The organism is Streptomyces sp. Ag109_O5-1, from assembly GCF_003814875.1.
In the GTDB taxonomy this organism is placed as follows: Bacteria; Actinomycetota; Actinomycetes; order Streptomycetales; family Streptomycetaceae; genus Streptomyces; species Streptomyces sasae.
In genome coordinates, this window is the sequence record NZ_RKQF01000001.1 from 3,315,749 (window position 1) to 3,330,185 (window position 14,437).

Below are 14,437 nucleotides of genomic sequence, written 5' to 3' on the forward strand. Positions count from 1 at the left end.
GCGGAAGGCGGTTCAGCGGAAGGTGACCGGCAGGGCGAGGACCTTGCCCACCGACAGGTAGGGCGAGCGGCGCAGTTCCGCCTCGTCGGTGCTCACCACCGCACCGGTCCGCCGCAACTCGTCGAAGAGTGCCGTGATGCTGCCCCTGGCGAGCGCGGCCCCGGGGCAGTAGTGCGGCCCGAACCCGAAGGAGAGATGGGCGAGCCGGTCGTCGCCGGGGCGGAAGGCCAGCGGGTCCGAGAAGTGCCGCGGGTCGAGGTTTCCGGGCCCCAGTCCCAGCAGGATGCGGTCGCCGCGGCGCAGTTCGTGGCCGTCCACGGTGAGCGGGGCGCTGACGTGCCGCTGTACGAAGCGGAAGGGACAGCCCAGCCGCAGGGTCTCCTCGGTGAGCGCGTCGGCGTCATGGTCCCGCTGTTCCTCGGCACGGCCCCAGTGCCGGACGGCGTCGGTGAGCAGCGCGGCGAGCGGGTCCAGGGAACCGGTCAGGATCTGGGCGGCGGCGGCCACCGCGGATTCGGGGCCGAGGCCGGGCGACGCCTCGATGGCACGCAGCGCCTCCGTCGCCGGCCCCTGGCCGGTGGCCAGTACGGTGCCGTGGATCTCCGACCGGAGGGCGTCCAGCGCCTTGCGCGTGGTCAGGGCCAGGTCGTCGTCGGTCAGCGACAGCGGCTTCGCCATGTACTGCACGATCCCCTCGGCCGCCGCGACGGCGGGCCGCAGCCGAGGCTCGGGAACCCCGAAGAGGGCGGCGATCAGATGCCGGGCGAAGGGGTACGCGAAGCCGCCGACCCATTCCACGGTCCCGGCGGCACGGGCCTGCTCGACGAGTTCCGCGCAGCGCGTCCGCGCCGAGTCCAGGACGGGTTCGAGAGCCGCATTGGTGAACGCCGGACGCAGTCCCTCCTTGAGAGCCTCGTGGTGGTCGCCGTGCGAGAACAGGGGCCAGAGGGCCAGGAACTCCTTGATGGGCCGGTGCAGCTCGTACTGCTCCGGAGGGAGCATCCCCATGAGCGGATCACTGATTTTGGCGTTCTGCAGGGACCGCTCGCGCAGCAGGACCCGCACCTCGTCGTAGGTGTTGACGAACAGCGCCTTCATCGTCGGTTCGTAGGCGGAGACGGTCTCGGTCATGCCGTGCATGGCGGTGTTGGGATCGGTCACCGAGTAGTCGTCGAACATGGGGTGGGTCATGGTCTGCTCCTTTCGGACGTCCGGACGTCGCCGGGACGGGCCTGCGGTGAGGGGGCGTCGGTACGGAGGGAGGCGAGTACGAGGTCCGCCGCGGCGGCCACGTCGGGTGCGGTGCGCACGAAGCCCGCGGGCAGCGCGGGCGGCGCGCCGGCCGGTGCGGCCCCGACCAGCACGGCACCTCGGCAGCCGGCGTGCAGACCGGCGAGCACGTCGCTCACCATGTCGCCCACCATCCAGCTGGCCGCGAGGTCCAGGCCCAGGTCCGCCGCCGCACGCAGCAGCATCCCGGGGCCCGGTTTCCGGTCCGGATGCTCGATCACGGTCCGGTCGGCGCCCCGCGGAACCTCCGGGCAGAAGTAGGAGGCGTCCAGACGGCAGCCCTCGTCGGCGAGCAGCGTGTCCAGAGCCGCGCCGACCGCGCGGTAGGCGGTCTCGTCGATCAGCCCGCGGCCGATGGCGGACTGGTTGGTCACCAGTACGGTGACGAATCCGGCGGCGGTGAGACGGCGCAGGGCCCGGCCGGTGCCGGGCAGCAGCTCCACCCGCCGGGGGTCGCCGAGGTGGGGCACATCGCGGATCAGGGTCCCGTCCCGGTCGAGGAAGACCGCGGGCCGCGTCCCCGCGGCGGGCACGGTCACGCCGGCTCCGGAACGTTGACCAGCGAGGTCTGCGGGGGCGGGCCGTCCTCGCGCCGCGGGGAGGCATCGCGGGCGGGCCGTACGGACTGCCGCTCCAGGTCCGCCCGCAGCAGCTGCGAGGCCGCGTGGCAGACCGTCATGTGGACGTCCTCGATGACGCCGTGGTTGCTGCTGGCCACCCGGATGTGCAGGTCCGCCAGCGGAGCCACACCGGCGGCGGTGTCACCGGTCAGGGCCACGAGCCGCTGGCCGTTGCGCCTGGCCATGTCCCCCGCGCGCACGACGTTCGGGCTGGTCCCCGAGCAGCTCAGCGCGACGACGAGGTCCCCGGGCCGGGCGTAGGCGGCCAGCTGGTAGGCGAACACCTCCTCGTAGGCGATGTCGTTGGCGATGGCGGTGGTGAGGGGGGTGCTGTCGCTGAGGCAGAACGCCCGCAGCGGCGCACAGTCCGGCACGGCGCTGGTCTTGAGCAGGTCGGTGACATGGTGACTGGCCGTCGCGGAACTCCCGCCGTTGCCGAGGAGGAACACCTGCCGCCCCTCCGCCCGCGCCAGGCCCAGCTGTTCGGCGTACCGGGTCACGGCCGACCGGTCCAGGAGGGCGAGGGCCCGCGCCAGTTCCCCCAGGTAGCTCTCCAGCTGGCGGTTTCCGCCGTTGGCCTGATCGGTCGGCATTCCGGTTCCCCTCGCGTGAGACATCCTCACAACAGCGCGTCGTGACTGTGCACCCAATCGCACCTTGACAGATTGTCACAGTCATCAGTCACAATCAAGAGTCGACCTTTGCCGCCACCGCTACGCGGGCTCTCGGGAGCGCGACTGCAATGCGGTCGGCGAATCCAGTCACAAACCGCTTCCTTTACGGGAGGAAATTTGTCCATGCCCTCGCGGACCGGACATCGCGTCCAGTCCCTGGATGAGACTCCGATCTACTCGAGGCCGGCCGCAGGCACCCGGATCGGAATTGCGGGGGCGGGCGGTATCGCGAGTTTTGCTCATATCCCCGCCTATCTGCAGCTCGGTCTGACTCCGGCCGTCCTCTTCGACAACGACCCGTTCTCCATCGACCGGGCGCTGGATGCGATGGGGGACGCGCCACGCCCCCGGGTCTTCACCTCCGGCCGGCAGTTCGCGGAGGCACTGCCCTCCCTCGGGCTGGACGTCCTGGACGTCGCCCTGCCATCGCCTCTCCATCACGCCTTCCTGACCGAGCTGCTCGACGTCTGCGGGTCGGCCTGCCCGCCGCTGCTGGTGCAGAAGCCGCTGGCCCAGGACAGCGGCGCCGCGCGGGACCTCGCCGAACGCGCCGCGGCCCTGGGCGTCCCGATGGCGGTCAACCTCAACGGCCGCTGGGTGCCGACCTTCCGCAAGGCACGCGAGCTGCTCGCACGCGGCCTGGTGGGTCCCGACCCCCTCGTCTCGTTCGTCAACCGGGGCCTCAACCGCAAGGAGGGCGACCAGTGGCGCAGCCGTCTCCCCCGGCTGATCGCCTACGAGATGGCCGTGCACCACGTCGATCTGCTGCACTGGGCGTTCGGGCCGGTCAGCTCGGTGTACTCGGTGGTCCGCAACGTCGGGGGGCTCGGCGTCGACGGCGACAACGTGGCGGTCATCGTGCTGCGATTCGCGTCGGGTGCCGTGGCCAACCTGCTGGAGGACTGGGCCTGCCGCGACGACGGCGTCTGGCACTACCACCCGGACGCCGAGCAGATCGTCGTCTCCGGACCCGGTGGCACCCTGGTCGCCACGCCGACCGAACTGCGGGTGACGACGGACACCGGCGAGGAGACCTTCACCACGGCCACGTCGTGGTTCCCGGACGCCTTCGCCGGTCCCATGGCCGAGTTCCTGGCGTCACTGGCCGAGGGCCGGGAGAGCGAACTCGCCGCCCTTCGGCACGTCGACGTCCTGCGCACCCTCGACGCGGTGTACGAGTCCTCCCGCACCGGCGAGTCCGTACGCCTGGAGTCACGGACGGAGGCGGCGCGTTGAACGGCGAGCTGCTGCGCACCACGGAAGTCCCCGCTCTCCTGGGCGGGGAACCCGTACGCGCCACCCCGCTGCCGGTGGCCTACGACGGCTCCGGCAGGATCTTCGGCCCGGAGGAGGAGGACGCCGTACGCGACGTGCTCCGCCGCGGGACCCTCACCCGGTGGGGCGGCACCGCCGTCGACGACCTCGAACGCGCCTGGGCCGAACGCCTGGGCGTGCCGCACGCGCTCGCCGTGTCGTCCGGGACCGCCGCGCTGCACGTGGCCCTCGCAGCGCTGGACCTCGCACCGGGATCCGAGGTGGTCACCACCCCGGTCACCGACATGGGCACGGTCATCGCGATCCTCCAGGCCAACCTGGTGCCCGTCTTCGCGGACGTGTCCCCGGAGACCGGGATGCTGACCTGCGAGACGGTGGCGGCGGCGATGACCGCGCGCACCGGCGCGATCCTCCCCGTGCACCTGTTCGGCCGCTGCGCCGACACCGCGGCACTGCGTCAGCTGGCAGACGAGCACGGGGTCTTTCTGGTCGAGGACGCGTCCCAGGCGCACTTCAGCTTCGACCGCGAGGGCTACGCGGGGACGCACGGCCACCTCAGCTGCTTCAGCCTTCAGCAGTCCAAGGTGGTCAGCTGCGGGGAGGGCGGGATCGTCGTGGCCGAGGGCCGGTTCCACGAGCGTGCCGAACTCATCCAGAACAAGGGGTGGCTCAGAGGCCGGCAGGGCGACCGGGCCTATCCGGTGGTGGGCCTGAACTACCGCATGCCGGAGCTGTCCGCGGCCGTGGCCCTCTGCCAGCTCCGCCGCGCGACCGAGATCATCGCCCGGCGGCGGCGGTCGTACGCCGTGGTCGTCGAGGCGCTGCGGGACGAACCGGGACCGGTGATCACCGCCGAGCGCCCGGGAGAGCGAGCGAGCTGGTGGGCGCTGTGCGTGCGCTGGCCCGAGCTCGCCGACGAGCCGGAACTGGCCGCGGCCGTGGAGAAGTCGCTGCGGGCCGACGGTGTGCCGTTCAGCCCCGGCTACATCGGCACCTCGCCGCTCTATCTGAGCGCCGCCCTCCAGCGCCGGGGCACGGAGGGACGCCACGGCCTGCCCTGGACCCTGCACCCGGAACCGCCCGTCTACCGCCGGGGCGACTGTCCCCATGCGGAGCGCTTCCTGAAAGAGAGCTTCGTGATGAACTGGAACGAGGGCATCACACCGGACGACGCCGCCGACATCGCACGGGCCCTGGCCCGGGCCCTGCCCGCGGCGCGGGCGTTCACGGCCTCGTCACGACCCGCGGGCACCCGGCGATGACGCCGGCCGCCGCCTTCGACGGCTGGGCCCTCGATCCCGGCACCCTCGGATTCCATGTGCCGTTCGCCGAGTACGTGGCGGTGGCCGCGGCAGCCGGCTACGACGCGGTCGAGGTCCCCGTGGCCGAACTGACCGCGCTCGGACCGAAGCAGCTCGCCGAGCTGTGCGCCCGTCACGGGGTACGGGCCGGGATCTTCTCCTGCCCGTGGTCGGGACCGTACAACGGCAGTGTTCCCGACGAGGTGTTCGAGCAGCGGCTCCGGGACATCCCCCGGGTGTTTGCGCTCGTCGCCGAGGCGGGCGGCACCCGCGTCTCCGCCTTCTTCAACGGGCGGCGCCCGGGCATGGACGTGCTCACCCGCGACCGGCTCGCCGACCGGGCCGGGCGGCTCGCCGCACAGGCGGCACGCCACGGACTGCGGATGTGCCTGGAGCTCAACGACACCGACCATCTCGCCGCCGCGGCGGAGATCCTGCTGACCGCGCGGCGGGTCACCGGACACCGGCCGCAGCTGCTGGTGGACACCTTCCACCTCTACCGGGCGGGACTCGGGACCGAGTGGCTGGACGCGCTGCCGTCGGACGCGATCGGCTGGGTGCACGTCAGCGGGGTCCCGGACGGAACGCCCCGGTCGGCGGACAGCGGTCCGCGCACCGCGCCCTTCCGCGGTACGCAGCCGACGGCGGACCTGCTGACCGCCGTCCACCGGGCCGGCTACCGCGGACCGCTGTCCATCGAGGTGCTGCCCGCCCCTGAACCCGGCACCGGCCTGCACGCGCATGCGGCCGGCCTCCTGGAGACGGCCCGCCGGGGACTCCCCCGGGTACGGACCGCACCGGAGCGGGCCGGTGCGGTGAGCGGCCCGGACCGGACGGGAGGGGCGCGATGACCGACGCGCCGCTCCTCGGTAACCCGCCGCGGGCCGCGGACCGCCGTGCCAGGGCCGGCGACGGCGTGCTCCGTGACCCGCTCACCGGCCAGCAGGTCCTGATCGCCGGGCACCGGCAGGACAGGCCGCAGACGCGGACCGGACCGTGCCCGTTCTGCCCCGGCGGCACGGAGGCCCCGGATCCGTACGACGTCAAGGCCTTCCCCAACCGCTGGCCCGCGCTGCCCGGAGCCAGCGAGGTCGTGCTGTACACGCCGCGGCACACCGGTTCCCTGGCCCGGCTGAGCCAGCAGGAGGTGCGCAAGGTGGTCGACCTGTGGGCCGAGCGCACCGCGGAGCTCGGCCGGAGGGCGGACACCGGCTACGTCCTCGTCTTCGAGAACCGCGGCGGCGAGGCGGGGGCGTCCGTGGACCATCCGCACGGCCAGATCTTCGCGTTCCCCGAGCCGCCCGACGTCCCGATGCGTGAACTGCGCTCCGGCACCTGCGCGTTGTGCGCGGAGAGCGTTGCGGACGACCTGGTCGTGCTCGGCACCCGGGGCTGGCGCGCCTGGGTGCCCCGGGCGGCGGGATGGCCGTACGAACTCCGCCTGGCCCCCCGCGCGCATGTGCCGGACCTCCCGTCGCTGTCGTCGGAGTCCCGCGACGAAATGGCCTGGACGCTCGGCGAGGCGCTGCGCCGGCTCGACCGGGTGGTGGGCGGCACCATGCCGTCGATGATGTGGATCCACCAGCGGCCCACCCGGGGGCACTGGCCCCAGGCGCACCTGCATGTACATGTGACGGGTCTGTGGCACGCGCCGGGCAGGCGCCGGCACGTCGCGGCCGGTGAGCACGGTTCCGGGGTGATGGTCAATCCCGTGGTGCCAGCCGTGGCCGCCGGAAGGCTCCGCGAGGCCTAGGGAACGGGTACGGCGATGCCCGCGGCGCAGGCGCGTCGCGGGCATCGCCGTGTTCCTCGGGTGTCTCACTCCCGGTCGAGCACCGCCGCATAGCCGCCCCAGGCGGTGGCGTCGACGTCGGTGACACTCCAGCCGGTCTCGGCCGCGGCGACGGCCAGATCCGCCGGAGACACGAACAGCCAGTCGAACTCGTCGCTGCTGACGCCGGCGTAGGAGGTGCGCATGCGGACCAGTCCCCGCGGGTCGCCGCGCCGCACGTTCTCCTCCTGATAGGCCAGATCGGCCGGATCGGTGGAGAGCGCGACGTCGGTGTTGCCGAGCAGCACGCGCCCGCCCGGCCGGGTGACACGATGGCATTCGGCGAGCAGTCGGTTCACTCCGGCCGGGGTGCCGCCCATGGACAGCCCGTTGGAGAACAGCAGCACGGAGTCGAACGTCCCGGGGGCGTAGGCGAGCCGAAGGGCGTCCATGACCTGGACGTTCCGGCCGCCGCGCGCACGGCAGATCCGCACGGCCTGCGGGGAGATGTCGATTCCCTCGACCTCCAGGCCCGCCCGTTGCAGAGGCAGAAGGTGCTTGCCCGCGCCGCAGCCGATGTCGAGAACCCTGCCGGACGCCTTGTCGAAAGCCCGCCGTTCGTAGTCCCGGAAGTCCGACGGATCCTCGAAGCGGCGCTCGATGGGGTCCTCGGACACCTTCCCGTCACTGCGCACGTAGCAGAACGGCGGCCGGTAGCAGCCTCGCAGGTAGTCGTCCATGGCGATGGCATGGGGATCCACCGGATAGGTGCCGGTCCGGGTCTCTGTCATGGTCTCCCTGTCCTTCCTCTGGTACGGGTGGGGCGACCGGGGACACACGGGCTGCGGATCCCGGTCGGGGCCGGTCACGGTCCGGGCGTGCCCGGCGTGGTGGCGACCGGGCCGACATACACGCCCGCGCCGTCCGTGCCGAAGGGGAGTTCGGGCAGGCCACGGGCGGTCATGGCGGCCCGTACGTCCTGCTGGCGTCCGCGTGCCGAGCTGAGGAGGAGGAACCCGCCACCGCCGGCGCCGAGGACCTTTCCGCCGTCGGCGCCGCTGTCCCGGGCCAGTGCGTAGAGGTCCCGGACGCTGTCGTCGGCCGTGGTGGGCGACAGCGCCGCCTTCAGTGCCCAGTGCGCGTCCAGGATCGGCCCGATCTCGTCGACCCTGCCGTGCCGGAGCGCCGCCACGGCGGGCTCCACCAGGTCCTTGATGCCGTGCAGGCTCCGCAGCACGGCGGGGTCGGCGTTGAGCGCGCCACGGGCCTGCGCGGCGAGGGCGTGCCCGGCGTCCCTCGTCCCGCCGAGGCGGAAGAGCATGAGCCGTTCGTCCAGGTAGCGGGCGACCGCCGGGTGGGGTCGCAGCCGCTCCACCTCGACCGAGCGGTCCCGGGCGATGCGGAGCAGGCAGGGGCCCCCGAACGCCGCCAGGTAGTGGTCCTGCTTGCCGACGGGGCGCCGCAGATCCACCATCTCGACGGCGCTCGCCTGTTCGGCGAGTTCCGCCGGCCCGGGAGCTTCCGGATGACGCAACGCCGCGGTCAGTGCGACCGTGAACGCGCCGGAACCACCCAGCCCGGATCCGGCCGGCGCGTCGCTGTAGCAGCCGATCTGGAGGTCGCGTGGGCTGCCTGCCCGCAGGAGACAGGCACGGGCGTAGGGGTTGCGCAGCTGGGACGCCTCGGCGACCTCCTCCGGTTCTCCGAAGGCCGTCCGCACACCGCCTCCGAAGAGCCCCGGGTACCGGATCACACACACTCGCCGGTCCGTCGTCGTCCCCACCACCGCGCCGCCGAACCGGTCGGCGTAGCTGGGCAGGTCCGTACCGCCGCCGGCCAGGGAGATACGCAGGGGCGCGCTGGCCACCACCGCCCGGCCGAACCGGGCGGTGGTGGCCGGCGGCCGGACGGCGGCTCCGGTCACGCGAGAACTGCGCGGATACGACGCACACCGGCGCCGGACGACTGTTCCTTGACGATCCTGAAGTGCCCGAGTTCCCCGGTGTTGCGGACGTGCGGTCCGCCGCAGAACTCCAACGACCGCTCACCGATGCGGTACACCGACACGGTGCCGTCGTACTTCTCGTCGAACACGCCGATGGCGCCCTCGGACCGGGCCTCGGCCTGGGGCATCACGGAGTGGGTGACCTCGATCCGTTCGCCGATCCAGCTCCGCACGAGGTCCTCCACCCGGCGGATCTCCTCGGGTGTCATCGCCGTGGGATGGGAGAAGTCGAAGCGCAGTCGGTCCTTGGTGATGTTCGAGCCCTTCTGCAGCGCGTGCGGGCCGAGCACCTCGCGCAGCGCCGCGTGCAGGAGGTGGGTCGCGGTGTGGTAGCGGGTGCTCTCCTCGCTGTCGTCGGCCAGGCCGCTCTTGGCGGCCTGCGAACGGGAGCGCTCCTGGTGCAGGGCGAACTGCCGCCGGTACGCGTCGGTGTCGACGCCGACGCCGGACTCCGCGGCGATCTCGACGGTGAACTCCAGCGGGAAGCCGAAGGTGTCGTAGAGCTGGAAGGCGACGTCGCCGGGCAGGGTGTCGCCACCGGACTGCCGCAGCTCCGCCAGGGCGTGCGAGAGTCTGGCGGTGCCGCGCTCGATGGTCTGCGCGAACCGCTCCTGCTCCTTGGCCAGTTCGGCGAGGATCCGGCCGCGGTTCTCCACCAGTTCCGGGTAGGCCTCGCCGTACATGTCGACGACGACGTCGGCGGTGGCCACCCAGTCGGAGGCTTTGACGCCCAGGTGCTGGGTGTAGCGGACAGCCCGGCGGATGAGGCGCCGCAGCACGTATCCGGCGCCCTGGTTGCCCGGTGAGACCTGGCCGCGGTCGCCGAGGATGAAGACGGAGGTGCGCAGGTGGTCGCTGAGGATGCGCAGGGCGCGGGTCAGCTTCGCGTCCGAGCGGATCTCCTCGGGCGGGTAGGCGCCCTTGCCGACGAGCGCGTCGATGATCGGGGCGAAGCACGGGGTCTCGTACACCGTGGCCGCGCCGTTGAGGACGGCGATGGTGCGCTCCAGGCCCATGCCGGTGTCGACGTTGCGCCTGGGCAGGGGCCGGATGACGCCGTCACGCCGGTCGAACGTCATGAAGACGTTGTTCCAGATCTCGAAGAACCGGGCGTTCCCGCAGAGTCCGGGGAGGCAGGTGGCGGCGTCCTCGTCGGGACACCGGGTGCCGGTGAGATCGACGAAGATCTCGGTGTCCGGGCCGCACGGCCCCTCGGGCCCGGCGGCCCACCAGTTGTGCTCCTCCGGGAGGAAGACGATGTGGTCCTGGGCGATCCCCAGGGAACGCCACAGTGCGGCCGACTCCTCGTCCCGGGGAACGCTGTCGTTGCCGGCGAAGACGGTCACCCACAGCCGGTCCGGGTCGATGGCCAGGCAGTCCTCGCGGACCAGGAACTCGTGGCTCCACCGGATGGAGTCCTGCTTGAAGTAGTCGCCCAGCGACCAGTTGCCCAGCATCTCGAAGAACGTGAGATGGGTGGGGTCGCCGACTTCCTCGATGTCGTTGGTCCGGACGCACTTCTGGTAGTCCACCAGGCGTGTTCCCGCGGGGTGTTCGGCGCCCAGGAAGTAGGGGACGAGCGGGTGCATCCCGGCCGTCGTGAACAGCACGCTCGGGTCGCGGTCGGGGACGAGTGAGGCGCTGGGGATCACCGCGTGCCCGCGCGCCGCGAAGAAGTCGAGGTAGCTGGTGCGCAGTTGGCCGGGAGAATCGATGTGCTTCATGGTCTGAACCTCGGAGGGAAGGGACTGGGCCGGGCAGAGCGGTTTCGGAACGTCTGCCGTGTCACGGTGTGGACGGGGTGCCGGATGACGACACGGATCTACGGGGCACGAACTGGTCACGGGAGAGCCGCTGTTCCGTTGTGATGTGACCGGCCATGCCCGAGGCGTCGAGTTCTGTGCCGTCGCGCGAGGCCCAGGCCCGCACGAGTTCGACCGGGATTCCCCGCTCGGACTTGAGCCGGAAGAGCAACTCGGCGGTGATGGCGGACCCGTCGCGGGTGAGCTTCTCGTACTCGCGCCGGCCGGCCGCCATCAGCGTCCGGAAACTCTCGGCCTCGGCCCGGACGAGGCCCAGCGATGAGTCGGGCAGTCCGGGGAACCCGCGCCAGCGACGGTAGGCCGCCGCGGCCAGGGCGACCGGCCCGACCAGCCGGTCCGGCGGGCTGCCCAGCAGCTCCAGGCCGAGGAAGGCGCGACGCAGCAACCGACGCAGTACATGCCCCTGGCGCTTGGGCCCGGGCGAGACTCCCGCGCCGATGATCAGCGCCACGGTCCGGACATGGTCGGCGACCTGGCGCAGCAGCCCCTCGGCCGTCTCCGCGTCATGGTCCCGGTCGCCCTCGCAGACCGCGACCACCTGCGCGTACAGCGATCGCAACGTAGGCAGTTCGTAGATGTCGGACAGGCCCAGCACCGCCGCGGCCAGTCGCTCCGCGCCGCCGGCGGAGTCGACGAGCGGCTCCTGCGCACCGGCGGCCGCACCGGGGCCCTCCACTCGGAAGTCCAGGAACTCGCAGTTCCAGAAGTGGAACCAGCGGCCGCACGGACAGGTCGAGGTGCAACCGGGCCCGCACGGGGTGCCGTTGTCGGCCAGCACGAGGAGGTTCGGCCCGAACGGGCCGCCGGTCAGGGGTGCCGCGAAGCGGCGGGCGGTCGAGCCGATCCGCCGCTCGGGAAATCCCATGCGGGTCAGCGCGTCGACGGACGAGGTGTCGCTCAGCCCGCCGGACTCGTCCGCGCTGGCGATGAACGCCAGCCGGTCCGGGGGCAGCCCTACGGCGTGGAACGCCTCGAAGAGCCCCTCGAAATACCGCTCCCGCTCGACGGCGCCCCTCGATACATGACTGACCATGGCGAAGGAGGTGGAGACACCGCGTCGCGCCGGCACGTCCGTCCGGTTCGTGCGCACGCACCACTGGAGCCCCACGCGACCGGTCCTGCCGGGATGTCCGGACAGAGCCCAGTCGCGCCACAGCTGGATCCCCGCGGAGACGAAAAGCGTGGATTCGTCCGCGGGTGCCACGACACTGCGCGGCTCGACCCTGTGATGCCCGAAGCGCCGCCCGAGCTGATCTACCAGCTCGTCGGCCAAATGATGCTCCACACCCACCCCTCGGTACTTGACCGCTCTGCGAAAAGCATACGGCAGATTATTGACAGCTGGCAACTCGCGACTTGACTATCGAGTCAAGGAAGCATCTGACCTGCAAGAATACTGAATGCAAGACCTCGGAATACCCGTTTCACGGCAGTCAATATTCCATTGACAGCTTGTCATAGGCGTGGGTAAGGTCCGGCACCATGAGCGATGCAGTGGAGCCGATGGTGCGCCGAGCGCTCCTGGACACCTCCGACAACTTCTCCACCATGAAGTTGCTGGCCCATCCCGAGGTGCTGGTTGCCGCTCGGCAGCCGGAACCCATGCGGCCGATCAACCTGGAGATCAACCCGATCAACATCTGCAACCAGAGCTGCACGTGGTGCACGTACGGCTATCTCCACGAACGGAAGGAGGTGCTGGACAAGGAGCGCATGCTCGAACTGCTGGAGGACGCCAGGAGCCTCGGCGTCCAGTCGGTCACGTGGACCGGCGGCGGCGAGCCGACCGTGCACAAGGATCTGGACGAGGTCGTGGAGCGGGCGGCCGAACTGGGCTTCCGGCAGGGCATCAACAGCAACGGGGTCAAGCTGGGGCCGCGGCTGCGCCGTACCCTCGTACAGCACTTCTCCTACATACGCTTCAGCGTCGACGCGGGCACCCCGGACGTCTACGCGCGCACCCACCGGGTGAACAAGGCGCTGCACAACGTGGTCCTGCGCAACATCACGACCCTCGCGGCCGAGCGCGACGCCGCGGGCTCCGGCCTGGTCATGGGCTTCTCCTTCCTGGTGGACGAGTCCAACGTCCACGACCTCGCCGAGGGGGCCCGCCGGGCCAAAGCGGCCGGTGTCGACTACTTCCAGGTCAAGCCGATCGTCCACTACGAGCGGTCGAACGAGCAGTTCGAGCAGGAGTCGTCGCTGTGGACGGTCCTGGAGGAACAGATGGCGCAGGTGCGCCAGTTGCGTGACGAGCACTTCGACATCCGCTACCTGGACCATAAGTTCGACGACGTCACACGGCAGGAGGACTACGGCCGCACCTACGACGTGTGCCGGGGCAACGAACTCCTCGCCACCGTCGGGGCGGACGGGTCGGTCGACGTGTGCTGCGCCTTCAAGGGCGAGAGCAACTGGTCGTTCGGCAACATCAACGAACGCCGGTTCACCGAGATCTGGGCGGGCGAGCAGCGGCGTTCGGTGCTCGCGATGATCGACGTGAAGCGGTGCCCACCGCTGTGCAAGGGCCACGAGCTCAACAAGATCATCCACTTCGTCAACAACTTCGACGCCCACCGGGAGTTCCCGTGACCGGTGCCCCCACCCCCGCCACCGGCCCGGGGATCGGGATCATCGGCGTCGGCGGCGTGGCCCGCTACGCCCACCTGCCGGCGTACCGCCGCCTGGGGCTCAACGTGACGGCGGTCTGCGATGTCGACGAGACCGTCGCGGCCGATGTCGCCGAGGAGTTCCGGATACCGCACAGGTTCCGCGACGCCGCCGACCTCGTGGCGCACCCGGACGTGGCCGTGATCGACATCGCCACCCCGCCGGCCAGCCATCTGGAGCTGATGACGGCCGTCGCGGAGGCCGGCAAGCCCATGCTGGTGCAGAAGCCTCTGTGCACCACGCGATCCGAACTCGACGGCATCAGGCGGCTGCGCGACCTCGGAGCCCGGGTCCGGCTCAACATGACCGGCCGTCAGGTGTCCGCGTGGCGCAAGGTCCGCGACCTGCTGCGGTCGGGGGCGATCGGGCAGCCGTATCTGTGCACCATCCGCAACCGGGACTGGTGGGACCGCGAACCCGGGCGCTGGGACCACACGATCGACAACTACATCGTGTTCGAGATGGCGATACACCATCTCGACCTGTGCGCCTACTGGTTCGGGCCGGCCGTCAAGGTCACCGGGCGGGCGGGCACGCACCCGGGCCAGCTGATGAAGCAGGCGAACTGGATCAGCGCGACCCTGGAGTACCCGGACGCGGTCGTGGTGCAGCTCCTGGAGGACTGGACGCTGCCGGAGTTCTCCTTCGCCGAGGGCCATCCCTTCGAAGAGGTCGTCATCTCCGGCTCGTCAGGTATCGTCCGGGCCGGCAGCGAACGGGTGGCCCTGGCGGACCCCGGCGGCAACACCGTCCGCATGTGGCACCTGCCCCGCCCCGGCCAGTCCTTGCCGGGCGAGCAGCTGGAGACCGGCTGGTTCCCGGACAGTTTCGGCCACTCGATGCGGGACTACCTCGACGACCTGGCCGCGGGCCGGGGCGCCGAAGAGGACTGGGACCACCTGGTCCGGCTCACGGAGGAGACCTTCGCCGTGTCCGCGTCCCTCTCCTCGGACCTGTGGGTGCCCTGCCGGACGGAGCGCACGGCGCCCGGAACCAGCCACGCGTGAT

13 protein-coding genes are annotated in these 14,437 nt (G+C 71.3%); 6 read left to right on the top strand and 7 right to left on the bottom strand.

The window, feature by feature from the left end; translation table 11 throughout:
• Positions 1-12 precede the first annotated feature (12 nt).
• The 3 genes from EDD90_RS14895 to EDD90_RS14905 are packed head-to-tail and all read right to left on the bottom strand — an operon-like array spanning position 13 to position 2,503.
• Entirely contained in the window at positions 13-1,191 is a 1,179-nt protein-coding gene (locus EDD90_RS14895; protein WP_123973480.1) for a cytochrome P450, read from the bottom strand.
• The gene (locus EDD90_RS14900) at positions 1,188-1,829 is read right to left on the bottom strand and encodes an HAD-IIIA family hydrolase (RefSeq protein WP_185149098.1); all 642 of its coding nucleotides are present in this window, start codon (positions 1,827-1,829) and stop codon (positions 1,188-1,190) included. The genes EDD90_RS14895 and EDD90_RS14900 overlap by 4 nt, the downstream gene beginning before the upstream one ends.
• Positions 1,826-2,503, bottom strand: a complete 678-nt coding sequence (locus EDD90_RS14905; protein WP_185149099.1) for an SIS domain-containing protein — start codon at positions 2,501-2,503, stop codon at positions 1,826-1,828. Before EDD90_RS14905 ends, EDD90_RS14900 begins: the two co-directional genes overlap by 4 nt.
• A 204-nt stretch (positions 2,504-2,707) precedes the next feature.
• Between EDD90_RS14905 and EDD90_RS14910 the strand changes: the two genes are divergently transcribed.
• The 4 genes from EDD90_RS14910 to EDD90_RS14925 are packed head-to-tail and all read left to right on the top strand — an operon-like array spanning position 2,708 to position 6,913.
• Positions 2,708-3,820, top strand: a complete 1,113-nt coding sequence (locus tag EDD90_RS14910) for a Gfo/Idh/MocA family protein (protein WP_123973483.1) — start codon at positions 2,708-2,710, stop codon at positions 3,818-3,820.
• Complete coding sequence (locus EDD90_RS14915; protein ID WP_123973484.1) at positions 3,817-5,121, top strand: DegT/DnrJ/EryC1/StrS aminotransferase family protein; 1,305 nt, start codon at positions 3,817-3,819, stop codon at positions 5,119-5,121. The genes EDD90_RS14910 and EDD90_RS14915 overlap by 4 nt, the downstream gene beginning before the upstream one ends.
• The gene (locus EDD90_RS14920; RefSeq protein ID WP_123973485.1) at positions 5,118-6,011 is read left to right on the top strand and encodes a sugar phosphate isomerase/epimerase; all 894 of its coding nucleotides are present in this window, start codon (positions 5,118-5,120) and stop codon (positions 6,009-6,011) included. Before EDD90_RS14915 ends, EDD90_RS14920 begins: the two co-directional genes overlap by 4 nt.
• Positions 6,008-6,913 carry a DUF4931 domain-containing protein gene (locus tag EDD90_RS14925; RefSeq protein ID WP_123973486.1) on the top strand — a complete coding sequence of 302 codons (906 nt, stop codon included), beginning with the start codon at positions 6,008-6,010 and terminating at the stop codon, positions 6,911-6,913. The genes EDD90_RS14920 and EDD90_RS14925 overlap by 4 nt, the downstream gene beginning before the upstream one ends.
• Positions 6,914-6,978: 65 nt before the next feature.
• Here the strand turns inward: EDD90_RS14925 and EDD90_RS14930 are convergent, their stop codons facing one another.
• From EDD90_RS14930 to EDD90_RS14945, 4 genes are all read right to left on the bottom strand, one after another.
• Positions 6,979-7,722: a bifunctional 2-polyprenyl-6-hydroxyphenol methylase/3-demethylubiquinol 3-O-methyltransferase UbiG gene (locus tag EDD90_RS14930; RefSeq protein ID WP_123973487.1), complete on the bottom strand. Its 744-nt coding sequence runs from the start codon at positions 7,720-7,722 to the stop codon at positions 6,979-6,981.
• Positions 7,723-7,796: 74 nt separating this feature from the next.
• Positions 7,797-8,855 carry a hypothetical protein gene (locus tag EDD90_RS14935; protein ID WP_123973488.1) on the bottom strand — a complete coding sequence of 353 codons (1,059 nt, stop codon included), beginning with the start codon at positions 8,853-8,855 and terminating at the stop codon, positions 7,797-7,799.
• The gene (locus EDD90_RS14940) at positions 8,852-10,660 is read right to left on the bottom strand and encodes an alanine--tRNA ligase (protein WP_123973489.1); all 1,809 of its coding nucleotides are present in this window, start codon (positions 10,658-10,660) and stop codon (positions 8,852-8,854) included. The genes EDD90_RS14935 and EDD90_RS14940 overlap by 4 nt, the downstream gene beginning before the upstream one ends.
• 61 nt (positions 10,661-10,721) lie before the next feature.
• The gene (locus EDD90_RS14945) at positions 10,722-12,044 is read right to left on the bottom strand and encodes an alanine--tRNA ligase-related protein (RefSeq protein ID WP_185149100.1); all 1,323 of its coding nucleotides are present in this window, start codon (positions 12,042-12,044) and stop codon (positions 10,722-10,724) included.
• Positions 12,045-12,241: 197 nt separating this feature from the next.
• On the opposite strand from EDD90_RS14945, the gene EDD90_RS14950 reads away from it, so the two are divergent.
• Together EDD90_RS14950 and EDD90_RS14955 are read left to right on the top strand one after the other, a co-directional pair.
• Positions 12,242-13,351, top strand: coding sequence for a radical SAM protein (locus EDD90_RS14950; RefSeq protein WP_123973491.1), 1,110 nt, complete (start codon positions 12,242-12,244; stop codon positions 13,349-13,351).
• A complete protein-coding gene (locus EDD90_RS14955; RefSeq protein WP_185149101.1) occupies positions 13,348-14,436 on the top strand; it encodes a Gfo/Idh/MocA family protein in 1,089 nt (362 codons plus the stop codon). Before EDD90_RS14950 ends, EDD90_RS14955 begins: the two co-directional genes overlap by 4 nt.
• Position 14,437: the final 1 nt, after the last annotated feature.